Below are 15,252 nucleotides of genomic sequence, written 5' to 3' on the forward strand. Positions count from 1 at the left end.
TCTGCGTGTTCCATGTCTCCGGTTGCGTAACCCAAGTGAGTGAAGCAGACAATAGTGGCGAATCACCCGGCTTGAGGCGGGAGAACCTGGTGCGCACATCCACCGGAACCATCGCCACGGCCTGCGCGCTCTCGGCGGCGCTCCTCGTCGCCGGCTGCGGCGGCGACGGCGGCAAGGGCACGAAGTCGAGCGGCGAGGTCTTCCTGCAGCCCGTCGCGGCACAGGGCCCAGACCCCTTCACGGATTCCACGGCCACCGCGCCGAGCGCCCCACCGCGGGTCACCCGAACGGCGCAGCCGACACCTCCGCACACCACGTCGCCTCCCTCGGGAACCACCTCCCCGTCCTCGGGCCGTGTGCGTACCCTCTCCGGCGCCACGCCCGGCCTGTACGGCGGGACCGCGCGGACCGGCAGCTGTGACGTCGAGCGGCAGATCTCGTATCTCACCGCCGACCGGACCAAGGCCCGCGCCTTCGCGCAGGCCGAGGGCATCTCCCCGGGCGGGATCCCCGGCTATCTGCGCGGGCTCACCTCGGTCGTGCTGCGCGCCGACACCCAGGTCACCAACCACGGGTTCCGGGACGCGCGGGTGACCGGGTTCCAGTCGGTCCTCCAGAGCGGTACCGCCGTCCTCGTGGACAACCGGGGCGTGCCCCGGGTGCGCTGTGCCTGCGGCAACCCGCTCAAGGCGGGGGCGGCGAGTCAGGGCTCCGTCGGTAGCAGTGGTCGGCCCTGGTCCGGGTTCCGGCCCGCCGAGGTGGTCGTGGTGACGCCGGCGCCGCAGGTGATCACCAACATCACGATCATCAACATCGTCGACAACACGTGGATCGAACGGCCCCTCGGTCATCGCGGGCCGCATCACGACCACGTCGTACCCCGGCCGCCGCATGTGACGCCGACGCCCACGCCGTCGCACACCTGGCCGTCTCCGCGACCGCACGACAGCGGGTCCGGCGTCTCGCCCGGCACCAGTACCGGTCCCTCGCCGAGCCCGAGCGACAGTGCGAGCGCTTCCCCGAGCCCGAGCGGCAGTACGAGCCCCTCGCCGAGCGGCGAGAGTGTGTCGCCCGGTGGCAGTCCCACCCCGGAGGGCTCGGCCACGGACTGTGTCACCCCGACCGTCACGGTCACCCCGGGCGTACCCGGCGAGGCCCCGTCCCCCGGCCCCACGCACTGTCCCGCGGTCACCGTGACGGCCACCCCGCCCGGCGCCTCGCTCGCCCCGTCGCCGCGCGGCACCACCCCGAGTGCCGGCATGGTCGTACCGGAGCCGTCCCAGGGCCGGAACTCCCCGGACGAGATCGGGCCGCCGACCGTCCCGGAGACCCCTGACCTGCCCGACGGCGGCGGGCTGATCCCCGACGACACCACCAGCAGCATCTTCGACAGCCCTACGAACGTCTTCGACGGCTGACCGCGACCGGAGCGGTCGCGGCGTTCGGACGGGTCGAATAATCGGGCAAATCCTGGCAAGGTGGGCCGCATGGTTGATCGGGGAGCGAGCGCCCTGTCACTCCCGGACGACTGGCCCGCCCACCCGGACCCGATCCTGGCGCTCAACCGCATGGGCAGCTTCGACTGGGACCTGGACAACGGCCTGTTCCACATGGACGCCCAGGCCCACGAGGTCTTCGACCTGCGCCCCGACGAATACGACGGACGCCCCGAGTCGCTGGCGATCCGGGTACCGCCACCGGAGGGCTACCGGCTCGACGGTCTCGTCTCCCAGGCGATGAAGGACGGCAGCGAGAACTACGGCGCCTACTTCCGGATGCGGCTGCGCGACGGGAGCCTGCGCTGGACCCACACCCAGGGCTACATCCGGCGCGACGAGACGGGCCGCCCGCGCCGGATCATCGGGATCATCCGGGACGCCACGCAGGAGCTCGCCGAGAGCGCGGCCCGCCGTGAGCAGGCGGCCCAGGACGCGGCGCTGCGTCGGCAGACGAACATCGTGCAGCTCACCACCGCCGCGCTCGCGCACGCCCGTACCGTCCAGGACGTCATCGACGTCCTCAAGGACACCCACGGTCTCGTCCACCTCGGTGCGACCAGTCTGGTCATGGGGCTGGTGGAGGCCGGCCGGATCCGGCTGGTCGCCGAGGCCAGCGTCGTACCCGGCAAGGAGGTCCTCCGGATCGACGAGCCGTACCCGATGTCGGACGTCGTACGGACGCTCAGCCCGGCGTTCATCGAGTCGCCCGAGGAGTTCGCCGAGCGGTACCCGCTGCTGTGGCAGCACATCGCCGAACTGAACATCACCGCGGGCGCCTATCTGCCGCTGATCGCCCAGGGCCGGCCGATCGGCACGATGGGCCTGTTGTACAGCGACCGCCGCGGGTTCTCGGCGGAGGAGCGCAATGTGCTCGTCGCGCTGGGCAGCAGCATCGCGCAGAGCCTCCAGCGCGCCATGTTCTACGAGCAGGAGAAGGACCTCGCGCAGGGTCTTCAGCAGGCGATGTTGCCGCGCGCGATCCCGAGTGTGCCGGGCGCCGATGTCGCCGTCCGCTACCGGTCCGCGAAGCTCGGGCGGGACATCGGCGGTGACTGGTACGACCTGATCCCGCTGCCGGGCGGGCGGGTCGGCGCGGTGATCGGTGACGTTCAGGGGCACGACACGCACGCGGCCGCCGTCATGGGGCAACTGCGCATCGTCCTCAAGGCGTACGCCGCCGAGGGGCACACCCCGGCGACGGTGATGGCGCGCGCGTCCGTCTTCCTGCACGAACTCGACACCGAGCGCTTCGCCACCTGCCTCTACGCCGAGGTCGATCTGTCGACCGGAGTGGCGCAGGTGGTCCGGGCCGGTCATATCGACCCGCTGGTGCGGCAGTTGGACGGGACGTCCCGCCGGATGACCGTCGTGGGCGGGCTGCCGCTCGGTCTGTCCGCCGAGTTCGGGCGGCTCGAATACCCCGTCTCCACCATCGAGATCGACCCCGGCGAGACCCTGGTGCTGTGCACCGACGGCCTCGTCGAACAGCCCGGGGCCGACCTCGACGACGGCATGCAGACCCTCGCCGCGCTCATCGCCTCCGGCCCCGACGACGTGCGCGATCTCGCCGATCTGCTCATCGACGTGGCCGAGGAGCGCGGCGGCGAGGACGACGTGGCGCTGCTCCTGCTGCGCCGGCGCGGGCTGGACGCCCCGCAGTCCGGCGGGCGGCTCCAGCAGCATGTGGCTCCCGGCGACTCCGAGGCCCTGACCGAGGCGCGGCACATGATCCGGGCGGCGGTCCGTGCGTGGGGTGCGGGTGAGCGTTCCGACGAGGTGGAGCTGGTCGCCGACGAGCTGATCACCAACGCGCTCATGCACACCGAGGGCTCCGCGATCGTCACCCTCAGAGTCCTCAACGGCACGGAACGCCGACTCCGTGTCGAGGTCGAGGACTCCTCCAGCGCCCTCCCGCGCCGACGTGAGGCGGGTGACGACGGGGTCTCCGGGCGCGGCCTGCTCCTCGTCGACCTGCTCACGGACGTGTGGGGCGTGGAAGCGCGCGGCAGCGGCAAGTGCGTGTGGTGCGAGTTCCTGGTCCCGGACCGCAGCTGAGCCGACTGGAGCTGACCTCACGGGCCTCCGATGGCACCCTGGACGTATGCCGGAACTCCCCGAGGTCGAAGCGCTGAAGGACTTCCTGACCGAACACCTCGTCGGCCACGAGATCGTACGGGTGCTGCCCGTCGCCATCAGCGTCCTGAAGACGTACGACCCTCCGCTCAGCGCGCTGGAGGGGCACGAGGTGGTGGCCGTGCATCGCCACGGCAAGTTCCTGGACGTCGAGACGGACGGCGGCCCGCACTTTGTGACCCACCTCGCCCGCGCGGGCTGGCTGCACTGGAAGGACCGCCTCCCGGACGGCCCGCCCCGCCCCGGCAAGGGCCCCCTCGCACTCCGCGTCGCCCTGGAGACGGGTGAGGGCTTCGACCTCACGGAGGCGGGCACGCAGAAGCGCCTCGCGGTGTACGTCGTCGCCGACCCGCAGGAGGTCCCGGGCGTCGCCCGCCTGGGCCCCGACCCACTCGCCGATGCCTTCGACGAATCGGCCTTCGCCGCCCTCCTCAAGGACGAACGCCGCCAGCTCAAGGGCGCCCTGCGCGACCAGACCCTGATCGCCGGGGTGGGCAACGCCTACAGCGACGAGATCCTGCACGCGGCGAAGATGTCCCCCTTCAAACTGGCGTCGTCCCTGACCCCGGCCGAAACGCACACGCTCTACACGGCCCTGCGCACCACCCTGACGGAAGCGATCGAACGCTCCCGAGGCGTAGCGGCAGGCCGCCTGAAGGCGGAAAAGAAGAGCGGCCTACGCGTCCACGGCCGCACCGGCCAACCCTGCCCGGTCTGCGGCGACACCATCCGCGAGGTCTCCTTCAGCGACTCGTCGTTGCAGTACTGCCCGACCTGCCAGACGGGCGGCAAGCCGCTGGCGGACCGGCGGATGTCGAAACTGCTCAAGTAGCTACCAGGGCACCGCGGTCCCGTCCCACGACAGGAACCGCCCCGTAAACCCGTCGTCCGGCAGCAGCGCCAGGTCGACGGCCCCGCGCGCCGCCTCCGCCGGGTCGCCGTCGCTCGCCGCAGCACGTTCGTTCAGGTCGGTCGAGCGGAGGCCGGGGGCCAGCGCGTTCACCTTGAAGCCCTCCGCCGCGAGGGACTGGGCGTAGAAGAGGGTCAGGGCGTTGAGGGCCGACTTCGACGAGCGGTACGCGGCGCCCGCGCCGGCGTGGGCGGCGAACTCCCGGTCCGGGTCGGCGCCCCAGGTCAGGGAGCCGGTGCCGCTGGAGATGTTGACGATGCGGGGGTGCGGGGAGCGGCGCAGGGCCGGGAGGAAGGCGTTGGTGACGGCCAGGACGCCGAAGACGTTCGTCTCGTACGTGCGGCGGAAGTCGTCGAGGGTCGCTTCCGGTGGCGGGCTGCCGCCGGCCATGATGCCCGCGTTGTTGACCAGGACGTCCAGGGTGTTCAGCTGTTGTGCAGCCGCCGCGATGCTGTCCGCGCTCGTGACGTCGAGGGTCAACAGCCTTGCGCCGCCGCCCAGTTCGGCCACCGCCCGTTCGCCCCGGACCGCGTCGCGCGAGCCGACGTAGACCGTGAATCCCTCGGCGACCAGCAGGCGGGCAATTTCCTTGCCGATGCCCTTGTTGGCACCCGTGACGAGTGCTGTGGAATCGTTGGAATCGTTCATGGGGACGACGATTCCGCAGCCGGAGCCGCCGAACCAGGGACAGCCGATCCCTGGCAGCCGGAGAGCGGGCAGAGGTGGCGGGAGAGTGGTGGGAAGGCCGTCGGACGGAGGCACCGTGAGCGGGAAACAGGAGCTCGCCCGATTTCTGCGCGGGCGGCGGGAGTTGCTGGTGCCCGCCGATGTGGGGCTGCCCCGTGAGCCGTCCCGGCGGACCCTCGGGCTGCGGCGGGAAGAGGTCGCCGAGCTGGCTCACATGTCCGTCGACTACTACGCCCGACTGGAGCAGAGCCGCGGGCCGCGCCCGTCGCCCCGCATCCTGGACGCCCTCGCCGGAGTGTTCCGGCTGACCCCGGCCGAGCGGACCCATCTGTTCCGGCTGGCGGGGACAGAGGTGACGCCGCTCGCCGCGCCGGTGCGGACTGTGCGCCCGCATGTGGCGGACCTGCTGTGCCGTATCCCGGACACGGCGGCCGTCGTCACCGACGCGACCTACGACGTCATCGCCTGGAACCCGCTCGCGGGTGCGGTCTTCGGCGGTGATTTCGACGCGCGGCCGAACCTGGCGCGGCGGCGCTTCCTGGGGCGGCCGCCGGAGAGTTCCAGCGCCGAGGAGTTCGGCCACGTCGTGGTGTCCCGGCTGCGGCGTTCCGCCGACCGGTATCCCCACGATCCGGGGCTCGCCCGTCTGCTGGCCGAACTGCGTGCCGGGAGCGAGGAGTTCAGGGCGATTTGGGAGACCGGCCCCGTGCACGCCCCGGGTCATCGCACCAAGACCCTCACCCACCCGAAGGTGGGCCGGCTCCACGTGAACTGCGACGTGCTCACCGTCCCGCACGACGACCAGCAGGTCGTCTTCGTCACCGCGGACCCGGGGACCCCCTCCGCACGGGCCATGCGGCAACTGGCCCTCGCGGGCCGGGACTTCAGTGCGAGGTGAGCCGGACCAACTGCTGTCCGTCGGCCGTCCGCACGTCGTAGTGGTCGATCTCGGTGGGGTGCATCGCCGAGCCCCCCTGCATCGTGATCATCGTCGCGTCGTGCTCGGGCACCATCCAGCTCGTCACGGTCTGCTCGGAACCGTCGCGGCCGACGACCACGAGACGACAGGAGCGGGGGCCCGCGCCGTCCTTGATCTTCAGGGACACATCACTGCCGTAGTTCTCGTTCGCGGCCGTGACCTGCGCCCACACGCCCGACTTGGCGTCGGTGGCCGTGAGTTGGACGGAACTGTCGCCGTGCGCGGCGAGTGACGCCACCGCGGGCCCGCCCACGGCGAACACCACCGAGGCGGCCACGGCGTACAGAAACCGCCGCCGTCCGGCCCGGTGCCGCGAGGCCACCTCGCCGAGCAACCGGTCCAGCAGACGTGGACCGGGTTGTGCCATGGGGTGCACAGAGCGCGGCGTCGCACGCCGGTACAGCATCAACTGCCGTGAGGCGGGACCGAATTCGGTCACATGAGCCGCGCAACTGGTGCACTCCATGAGGTGATCCTCGAAGCGGAAGGCGTCCGCCTCGTCCAGCACGCCTAGCGCGTACGCGCCGACGTCGCGATGCCTTTCCAGGGACCTCATGCCGAATCCTCGTGCCGTTAGGTGCGGGTGGGGTTACTCCTTGCTCCCATCGGTACGCACCAGACAGTCGAATCACTCAAGGCACACAGAATCCCGAGTAACGATTCGGAGCGGCCTGCCCCGCGGATTGGTCGCATTTCAAAAAAGATGGATGGCGAGATGGCCGAGCGGCAGACCCAGCTGCCAGGCGGGCGTCCAGACCTTCGGCCCGTCGTCCTCACCGGTCACCGGACCACCTCCCGGCCCCGGCACCGCGTCCAGATCCGGCGCGAGCAGCTCGGTCTCCTCCAGCCAGCGCCAAGCGGCCTCCGCCAGCGCCAAGTCCGGTGCGTCCGCTCCGGATTCGGCGGCCTCGGCCGTCAACTTGGACATACGTTCCGCGACCCAGTCCTGCCACGGCTGGTCGTACGCCGTGAGCGAAAGCCAGGTCTCCAACTGGGTCACCACTCGGATACCGGACAACTCGCCGTCCGTGTCGGAGAGGAAGATGGTCAGCGCCAGCGCGTCCCGTCCCGCGCGGAACTCGAAGGACGTCGGCGGCATCAGGTCGCCGGTCCGCAGCAACTCGTCGGCGATGTACTCGGCGTACAACCACGCCATGGGGACGGTGAGTTCACCGCCGCCGGTGCCGTCCGTGCTCTCTTGACCTCTGTGCAGCATCCCTTCCTGCCTTCCTCCGGTGCGTGCGCGTCGCCCGGCGCGGGGCTCCGTGAGGAACCCCGCGCCCCCCAGTCCGGAACACGGATGAGGACAGCCGATTACTCAACCGGCTTCTGAGCAAGGCGCTTTACGGAGGTTTGACCAAGCGATTGGTTTCACCGCAGGTCGGCCGCATAACCCGGAAGCACCCGGCGCAGGGCGCGCAGTGCGTAGTACGCACGGGACTTCACCGTACCGGGCGGAATACCGAGGGCGGCCGCGGCCTCCGCCACACTCGCCCCCTGGAAATACACCAGCACCAGGACTTCACGGTGCTCCGGAGTGAGTGTCTTCACAGCCTCCCGCACATCGAGCGTCGCCGCCGACCGTTCCGCGTGATCGGCACACACGCGTGCGTTCTCCAGCACCGCGTCCCCGACCTCCGGCGGCCGCGCCTGCCGGGCCCGGCGCGCGTCGATGGCGAGCCGCCGGCCCACCGTCAGCAGCCACGGCCGTACGGACTCGAAGTCGTCGGCGCGCAGCGCCTCGGGGTGCTGCCAGGCCCGTACGAGGGTCTCCTGGACGAGGTCCTCGGCGCGCTGGCGGTCGCCGTCGCAGAGCCGGAGCAGCAGCGCGAAGAGCGGCCTGCCGTGCTCGCGCTGCAGTGCGGCGAGCTCGTGCTCGGCGGTCGTTCCGTCTCTGAGCGTGGGTCCGGCCGTCATGGCCGTATGGCATCGCAGGGGGCCGCCCGGGGACAGGGGGCGCACGAGGGGCTTGCGGCGGACGGTCGATCGCGTCGACGAACGGTGCGACGAACGGTCCACGCTCCCCGGCGATCCGCCGCACGCGCACACCGGACGGGTCATCAGAGGCCGGAAGTCGTTTGCGGGGACGGTGAAGTTCATACCTATTGGTGGGTAAATATGACCACAGTGGGGTGAATTGATGATCGCACGCAGACAACAGGTGGCCGTCGCCGTCGCCGCCGTTCTCACCGCGGCCGCCGCCTGCCAGGCCCAGCACCACGACTCCGGGGCGACCGGCCGCCCGGCGCCCCCGGCCGCCCGCGGCTTCACCCTCGTCGCCGCCGGCGACCTCCTCCCGCACAGCGCCGTCGTCGACCGCGCCCGCTTCGACGCCGGCGGCACCGGCTACGACTTCCGCCCGATGCTCGCCGCGGTCCAACCCCTCGTCTCCCACGCCGACCTGGCGCTGTGTCACATCGAGAACGTCTACGGCGACTCGATCGCCGCCGCGCCCCTCATGTCCCCGCCCGAGGCGGCCCAGGGCCTCGCCGCGACCGGCTACGACAGCTGCTCCACCGCGTCCGACCACAGCCTCGACGCCGGTACCGACGGCATCCAGCGCACCCTCGACACCCTCGACCGCGCGGGCGTACGGCACACGGGGACGGCGCGCACCGACGCCGAGGCGCGCACGGTCACCCTGCTGCGCGCCGGTCCGGCGAAGGTCGCCCACCTCGCCTACACCGCCGACACGAACGGCGTCCCGCTCCCGCCGGCCGAGCCCTGGGCCGTCAACCTCCTCGACCCCGCCCGCGTCCTCGCCGACGCCCGGGCCGCCCGCCGTGCCGGCGCCGACGTGGTCGTCGTCTCCCTGCGTTGGGGCACGGCCGGCCAGCAGACACCGGACCCCCAACAGGTCGCGCTGGCCAGGGAACTCACCGCCGCCCGCACCGGCGGCCGCCCCGACATCGACCTGATCCTCGGCACCGACGCCCACGCCCCGCAGCCGTACGAGAAGGTCAACGGCACCTGGGTGGTCTACGGGCTCGGCGACCAGATCACCGGCGAGATGTACGACAACGCGGGCACCCAGGACCCCGGCGGCAACCTGAGCACCCTCGGCCGTTTCACCTTCGTGCCGCCCGCCCGGCCCGGTGGGCGCTGGGAGGTGACGAAGGCGGAGTTCGTCCCGGAGTTGTTCGACATCGACGCGGGCCGGGTCGTCGACGTCAACCAGGCGATCGGCCAGGGCGCCGACCTGACCGGCGACCGCGACCGCATCCGCGAGGTGGTGCTGAGCCGGGGCGCGGCGAAGGACGGGCTGGCGATGGGGAAGTAGCTCCGGGGGTCAGTCGACGTCGACGTGCGCGAAGGTCTCCAGCATCTGCGTGAGCACCCGGGCGCACGCGCGTACGTCGGCCTCCGTCAGTTCGCCGCCGACCTGGCGCATCAAGTAGTGCTCGCGGCCCAGCACATCGGTGATGGTCGAGCGGCCGGTGTCGGTCAGCCGGATCAGCGAGGACCGCTGGTGTGCCGGGTTCGGGACGCTCTCGACCCAGCCGTGTGCCGCCGCGTCGTTGACCATGCGCTGCACGAACTGCCGGCTCAGCGCCTGGTCGCGGCCCATCTGAGGGACCGTCATGGGCCCGTGCAGGCGCAGCAGGTTGAGGACGGCGCGTACGCCCGCGGACACGCCCTCGACCGGTTCTGCCTGCTCCACCTTGCGCGCCGCGCGCCGGTAGAGCGGGCCGACGAGGTCGAACACCTCGGTGAGGCGGTGGCCGAGTTCGTCGGGGGAGAGGGGTGCGGGAGCCGGGGGAGTGGAGTCGTTCACGGACTCATCATGACACCTGGGTTGCCAAACCCAGCCCCAAGATGACACCTTGGTTGTCATGACAGCTGCTTCGGAACTGAGCTTCTTCGCATCTGCCGACGGGGACCTCGCCTACCTCGACGTGGGCACCGGCGACCCCGTGGTCCTCCTCCACTCCGGCTTCGCCGACCACCGCGTCTTCGACGACCAACTGCCGTCCCTCGCCGCCGACTTCCGCGTCATCGCCCCCGACATCCGGGGCCACGGCTTCTCGGCCAACGCGAGCAAGCCGTTCCGCTGGGCCGACGACCTCGCGGATCTCCTGCGCCACCTCGATCTCGGGCCCGCCGTCCTGGTCGGCCTGTGCATGGGCGCGGCCGTGGCGACGGACACCGCGCTGGAACACCCCGAACTGACCCGCGCGGTCGTCGTCTCCGGCGCCGGCACCAGCGCGTTCGAGTACAAGGACGCACGGCTGCTGGAGCGTCAGCCCCGCAGCGCACAGCTCCTGAACACCGGCGACATCGCGGGCTGGCTGGACTTGTTCGCCCAGGGAGTGGCGGGCCCGCACCGCACGGTGGACGACGTCGACCCGTCCGTCATCCGGCGCCTGCGCGAACTGACCGCCCACACGATCGCCAAGCACACACCGGGCGAGAAGGACTGGTACGTCCCCCTGGGCGACCCCTGGCCCCGAGTCCCGAAACTGGACGTCCCGGTCCTCGCCATCCACGGCGCCCTCGACTGGCCCGACAGCCTCGCCATGGCGAACCGCTTCGTCGACACGGTCCCGAACGGCCGCTCCGTGACGATCGAGGGCGTCGGCCACTACCCGAACATGGAGAATCCGGAACGCTTCAACGAACTCCTCACGGACTTTCTCCACTCACTGTGACGAAACTCAGGTCCGCGGCCTTGGACGATTCCGGCTCCAACCGCAACCACACGGTGCCGTGATCCGCCGGATCGCCGTACAGATAGCGCACGAACCGCTCGTCCCACCGGGCTTCGTCCGTACCCAGATAGCGCACGAGCTTGCGCCGCCCGCGCTCGACGTCGAAGGGGACGATCTCGGCCCGACCCCGCGCGATCACCTGCCGAACCAGCCCCGTCCTCAGGTCGCACTCGTCGATCACGAGGGCGACCGCCGGATCGGCCCGGACATGGTCGAGCAGCCGGGCCCACGGCCCCGTCAGAACCCAGAAAGCCCCGTCCTCCCACAGAAACCAGACGGGGCGCACCGTCGGCCCGTTCGTGGCGAGGCGTGCCGTGAGCGGGCGGCGGAGGAAAGCGTCCACATCGAAAGGGTGAGCCGTCACCCGAACATCGTCGGACGCCGGAAGCCACCTGAACACCGTCCGGAGACGTAGGTCTACGGGACCAGGGGACCAGGGGTCTACGGGACGACCGTCACCGGCCACCGCCCCGCCTTCACCAACCGCACCGCCACCGACCCGATGATCCGGTGTCCCGCCTGCTCCGACGCGCCCACGATGACCGCGTCTGCCTTGAGTTCGTCGGCCGCCTTGACCAGGCCGCCGTAGGGGTCGCCGCGGAACGTGTGGAATTCCCAGCGGATGTCGAATATCCCCCGGACACGCTCGGTCTCGTGGCGGATCTGGGCGACGAGGTTCTCGGCGATCTCGTCGGTGGTGTCGGCGACCGGTGCCCCCATGGCCGCGCCCGCCGCCAGCACCGGCTGCACGTACACGAGGGCGAGCAGCGCGCCCTGGCGTCTGGCCAGGCCCGCGGCGTAGGACGCGGCCCGGAGGGAGGAGTCGGAGCCGTCGACTCCCGCCACGATCACCTTGGGCCCGTCCGTGCCCCGCTCGAACTGAGTTGAGTGCTGTTCCGTCACGGCCGTGAGGTTATCGGAATCCGCAGGTCCTGAACCCGCCCGGGAGCGCTCGACGGGCGCGCCGACCGCCCTGTTCCTACAGTCGGAACCATGACTGCCACGGTGGAGGTTGCCAGACCCAAGGACACCAAGGGTCCGATACGGCCGCCCGGCAACGGGTTCCTCAGCCGGGTGCCCGAAGGTTTCGCGACCTTCTTCGGCGCCCTCGGCCTGCTCTGCGTCCTGCTCGCCTTCATCGCCCCGCTGCGCCGCGTCCTGCGCCCGGTGGTCCGCTTCCTCGACCTGCTGATCGTCCCCGTCAGCGCCAACCTCGCCTACGCCGTCTTCCTCTTCCTGCTCGCCGCCGCGACCGCCGCCCGCAAGAAGATCGCCTGGTGGCTGGTCGTCGTCTACCTCGGCCTGCTCGTCCTCACGGACGCCCTGGGCGTGGCCCTCGGCCTGTACGCCGAGTCCCTCCCGTCCCTCATCGTGTGCGTCCTGCTGCTGGTCCTGCTGATCGTGGCCCGCCGGCAGTTCTACGCCGCCTCCCGCCGCGCGGCGGTACGACGAGCCCTCGCCGTCCTCCTCGTCGGACTCGCCGTCGCGATCCTCGCGGGCTGGGGGCTCGTCTCCCTGTTCCCCGGCACGCTCCCCGAGAGCCAGCACCTGGGCTGGGCCGCCGACCGGGTCTGCGGCGGACTGGTCTCCGGGCGCTCCTTCGACGGACGCCCGCCCCACGCCCTGTTCTTCCTCCTCGGCCTCTTCGGCGCGCTCGCCCTCCTGAACGCGGCCACCGTCCTCTTCCGCTCCCAACGCCTCGAAGCGGCCCTGCACGGCGACGAGGAGGACCGCATCCGCGCCCTCCTGAAGACCTACGGCGGCCACGACTCCCTCGGCTACTTCGCCACCCGGCGCGACAAGGCCGTCGTCTTCTCGCCCAGCGGCAAGGCCGCCGTCACCTACCGCGTCGAGGCCGGCGTCTGCCTCGCCAGCGGCGACCCGGTCGGCGACCGCGAGGCATGGCCGCACGCCATCGCCGCCTGGCTGGACCTCGCCCGCCGCCACGGCTGGGCCCCCGCCGTGATGGGCGCCTCCGAGGACGGGGCGAAAGCCTTCGCCCGTGCGGGACTTGGCGCCCTGCAACTCGGCGACGAGGCCATCCTGCACGTCGCCGACTTCAACCTCGCAGGCCGCGACATGCGCGTCACCCGCCAGGCGGTCGGCCGGGTCCGCCGAGCCGGTGCCACCTGCCGCATCCGCCGCCACGCCACCCTCACCGACACGGAGATGGAGGAGGTCGTCGACCGCGCCGACGCCTGGCGCGACACCGAGACCGAACGCGGCTTCTCCATGGCCCTGGACCGCCTCGGCGACCCGGCCGACGGCGACTGCCTCCTGGTCGAAGCACTCGACGAGGACGGCAAGTTGCTCGCCCTGCTCTCCCTCGTCCCCTGGGGCAGCGACGGCGTCTCGCTCGACCTGATGCGCCGCGACCGCACCGCCCCCAACGGCGTCATGGAGTTCATGGTCGCCGAACTCTGCGCCGCCGCCCCGAAGTTGGGCGTCCACCGGATCTCCCTCAACTTCGCCGTCTTCCGCTCGGCCTTCGAGGAGGGCGCCCGCATCGGCGCGGGCCCGGTCCTCCGCCTCTGGCGCCGCCTCCTGCTCTTCTTCTCCAAGTGGTGGCAGTTGGAGGCCCTTTACCGCTCCAACGCCAAGTACCACCCCGAGTGGTACCCCCGCTTCATCTGCTACGGCGAGACCGCCTCACTGGCCCGCATCAGCCTCGCCTCCGGCATCGCCGAGGGCTTCGTCTCCGTACCGTCGCTGCGCCAACTCTGGGGAAAGGGGCACCAGAAGAGCGGACCGCGACCCGCGACCACGGCAGGTCTGCCGCCGCTGTCGGCGCTCGATCCCGACGACGGAGAGAAGGCCGACGGCGCGGACAGCGGCCTGCCCGAACAGGTCCGCGTCCGGCACCACAAGCTCGACCGGCTCCGCGCCGCCGGAATCGACCCCTACCCGGTCGGCGTCCCGCAGCGCACCCACACCCTCGCCGAGGTCAGTACGGGGGACCAAGTCACCGTCGCCGGGCGGGTGATGCTCGTGCGCGACCTCGGCGGCATCGTCTTCCTCACCCTGCGCGACTGGTCCGGCGACCACCAACTCGCCCTCACCCGGGCCGAGTCGGGCCCCGGCCTCGACCGCTTCGTCACGGACACCGACATCGGCGACCACATCACCGCCACCGGCCGCGCGGGCACCAGCGACAAAGGCGAGCCCACCGTCTTCGTCACCTCCTGGCAGCTCACCGGCAAGTGCCTGCGCCCGCTGCCCGACAAACACCGCGGCCTCACCGACCCCGAGGCCAAGGTCCGCATGCGCTACCTCGACCTCGTCGCGAGCCCCGCCGCCCGGGACGTCGTCCGCGCCCGCTCCACCGCCGTACAGGCCCTGCGCCAGGGCCTGTTGGAGCGCGGGTACCTGGAGGTCGAGACCCCGATGCTGCAACAGATCCACGGCGGCGCCAACGCCCGCCCCTTCACCACCCACATCAACGCCTACGACCTCGACCTGTATCTGCGCATCGCCCCCGAGCTGTACCTGAAACGGCTCTGCGTCGGCGGTATGGAGAAGGTCTTCGAGATGGGCCGCACCTTCCGCAACGAGGGCGTCTCCTACAAGCACAACCCCGAGTTCACGATGCTGGAGGCCTACCAGGCGTACGCCGACTACGACGTGATGCTCGACCTCGTGCGGGAGCTGATTCAGGGTGCGGCCACCGCCGCCTTCGGGTCCGCTGTCGCCCGCAAGGACGGCGAGGAGTACGACATCTCCGGGACCTGGCCGGTGAAGACCGTCCACGGCGCGATCTCCGAGGCGCTCGGCGAGGAGATCGACGCCGGCACCGAACTCGCCCGACTGCACCGGCTCTGCGACCGCGCCGGTGTGCCGTACGGCGCCGACGACGGGCGCGGGGATGTCGTACTGGAGATGTACGAACGGCTCGTGGAGGAGCCGACCCGGCTGCCCACCTTCTACAAGGACTTCCCGACCGACGTCTCCCCGCTCACCCGCCAGCACCGTACCGACCCGCGGCTCGCCGAACGCTGGGACCTGGTCGCCTTCGGCACCGAACTCGGCACCGCCTACTCCGAGCTGACCGACCCGGTGGAGCAGCGCCGCCGCCTCACCGCGCAGTCGCTGCTCGCCGCCGGGGGAGACCCCGAGGCGATGGAGCTGGACGAGGACTTCCTCGACGCGCTCGAATACGCGATGCCGCCCACCGGCGGACTCGGCATCGGCGTCGACCGACTCGTCATGTTCCTCACCGGCCTGACGATCCGTGAGACGCTGCCGTTCCCCCTTGTCAGGCGCCGCTGAGCGCGCGATCGATGGGCCGGGCGGGTGTTTTCCTGCCGCCGCACCGGTGTTGCCGTGGGGCGTCGGGTC

At 71.3% G+C, this 15,252-nt stretch carries 14 protein-coding genes; 7 read left to right on the forward strand and 7 right to left on the reverse strand.

Going from position 1 to position 15,252, the window contains the following annotated elements; translation table 11 throughout:
• Positions 1-89: 89 nt before the first annotated feature.
• The 3 genes from ACIBK4_RS41325 (at position 90) to ACIBK4_RS41335 (ending at position 4,464) form a co-directional block, all read left to right on the forward strand.
• Positions 90-1,418: a DUF6777 domain-containing protein gene (locus ACIBK4_RS41325; RefSeq protein ID WP_399003704.1), complete on the forward strand. Its 1,329-nt coding sequence runs from the start codon at positions 90-92 to the stop codon at positions 1,416-1,418.
• A 69-nt stretch (positions 1,419-1,487) separates the two neighbouring features.
• Positions 1,488-3,554: a SpoIIE family protein phosphatase gene (locus tag ACIBK4_RS41330; RefSeq protein WP_399003706.1), complete on the forward strand. Its 2,067-nt coding sequence runs from the start codon at positions 1,488-1,490 to the stop codon at positions 3,552-3,554.
• 46 nt (positions 3,555-3,600) lie between these two features.
• Complete coding sequence (locus ACIBK4_RS41335) at positions 3,601-4,464, forward strand: Fpg/Nei family DNA glycosylase (protein WP_399003708.1); 864 nt, start codon at positions 3,601-3,603, stop codon at positions 4,462-4,464.
• Here ACIBK4_RS41335 and ACIBK4_RS41340 read toward each other — a convergent pair whose 3' ends face one another.
• Positions 4,465-5,190: an SDR family oxidoreductase gene (locus tag ACIBK4_RS41340; protein WP_399003710.1), complete on the reverse strand. Its 726-nt coding sequence runs from the start codon at positions 5,188-5,190 to the stop codon at positions 4,465-4,467.
• 115 nt (positions 5,191-5,305) lie between these two features.
• Between ACIBK4_RS41340 and ACIBK4_RS41345 the strand changes: the two genes are divergently transcribed.
• Entirely contained in the window at positions 5,306-6,127 is an 822-nt protein-coding gene (locus ACIBK4_RS41345) for a helix-turn-helix transcriptional regulator (protein ID WP_399003712.1), read from the forward strand.
• On the opposite strand, the gene ACIBK4_RS41350 is transcribed toward ACIBK4_RS41345, so the two are convergent.
• The 3 genes from ACIBK4_RS41350 to ACIBK4_RS41360 all read right to left on the reverse strand — a co-directional run bounded on the left by ACIBK4_RS41350 (position 6,114) and on the right by ACIBK4_RS41360 (position 8,125).
• Positions 6,114-6,764 (reverse strand): zf-HC2 domain-containing protein, encoded by a 651-nt coding sequence (locus tag ACIBK4_RS41350; protein WP_399003714.1) that lies wholly within the window; start codon positions 6,762-6,764, stop codon positions 6,114-6,116. The genes ACIBK4_RS41345 and ACIBK4_RS41350 overlap by 14 nt on opposite strands.
• Before the next feature lie 138 nt (positions 6,765-6,902).
• Complete coding sequence (locus ACIBK4_RS41355) at positions 6,903-7,424, reverse strand: hypothetical protein (RefSeq protein WP_318020452.1); 522 nt, start codon at positions 7,422-7,424, stop codon at positions 6,903-6,905.
• Between the two features lie 155 nt (positions 7,425-7,579).
• The gene (locus tag ACIBK4_RS41360; RefSeq protein WP_399003716.1) at positions 7,580-8,125 is read right to left on the reverse strand and encodes a sigma-70 family RNA polymerase sigma factor; all 546 of its coding nucleotides are present in this window, start codon (positions 8,123-8,125) and stop codon (positions 7,580-7,582) included.
• A 223-nt stretch (positions 8,126-8,348) separates the two neighbouring features.
• Here ACIBK4_RS41360 and ACIBK4_RS41365 point away from each other — a divergent pair, with 223 nt between their 5' ends.
• Complete coding sequence (locus tag ACIBK4_RS41365; RefSeq protein WP_399003718.1) at positions 8,349-9,488, forward strand: CapA family protein; 1,140 nt, start codon at positions 8,349-8,351, stop codon at positions 9,486-9,488.
• Between the two features lie 9 nt (positions 9,489-9,497).
• Here the strand turns inward: ACIBK4_RS41365 and ACIBK4_RS41370 are convergent, their stop codons facing one another.
• On the reverse strand, positions 9,498-9,983 hold the full coding sequence (locus ACIBK4_RS41370) for a MarR family winged helix-turn-helix transcriptional regulator (RefSeq protein WP_399003720.1): 486 nt from the start codon (positions 9,981-9,983) through the stop codon (positions 9,498-9,500).
• 58 nt (positions 9,984-10,041) lie between these two features.
• On the opposite strand from ACIBK4_RS41370, the gene ACIBK4_RS41375 reads away from it, so the two are divergent.
• Positions 10,042-10,857: an alpha/beta fold hydrolase gene (locus ACIBK4_RS41375; protein ID WP_399003722.1), complete on the forward strand. Its 816-nt coding sequence runs from the start codon at positions 10,042-10,044 to the stop codon at positions 10,855-10,857.
• On the opposite strand, the gene ACIBK4_RS41380 is transcribed toward ACIBK4_RS41375, so the two are convergent.
• Positions 10,832-11,260: a pyridoxamine 5'-phosphate oxidase family protein gene (locus tag ACIBK4_RS41380; RefSeq protein WP_399003724.1), complete on the reverse strand. Its 429-nt coding sequence runs from the start codon at positions 11,258-11,260 to the stop codon at positions 10,832-10,834. The genes ACIBK4_RS41375 and ACIBK4_RS41380 overlap by 26 nt on opposite strands.
• 98 nt (positions 11,261-11,358) lie before the next feature.
• Positions 11,359-11,820, reverse strand: a complete 462-nt coding sequence (locus ACIBK4_RS41385; RefSeq protein WP_366433373.1) for a universal stress protein — start codon at positions 11,818-11,820, stop codon at positions 11,359-11,361.
• A gap of 90 nt (positions 11,821-11,910) precedes the next feature.
• On the opposite strand from ACIBK4_RS41385, the gene lysX reads away from it, so the two are divergent.
• Entirely contained in the window at positions 11,911-15,183 is a 3,273-nt protein-coding gene (lysX, locus tag ACIBK4_RS41390) for a bifunctional lysylphosphatidylglycerol synthetase/lysine--tRNA ligase LysX (RefSeq protein ID WP_399003726.1), read from the forward strand.
• The last annotated feature ends 69 nt before the right edge of the window (positions 15,184-15,252 follow it).

This window comes from Streptomyces sp. NPDC050528 (assembly GCF_044457795.1).
Taxonomy (GTDB): domain Bacteria; phylum Actinomycetota; class Actinomycetes; order Streptomycetales; family Streptomycetaceae; genus Streptomyces.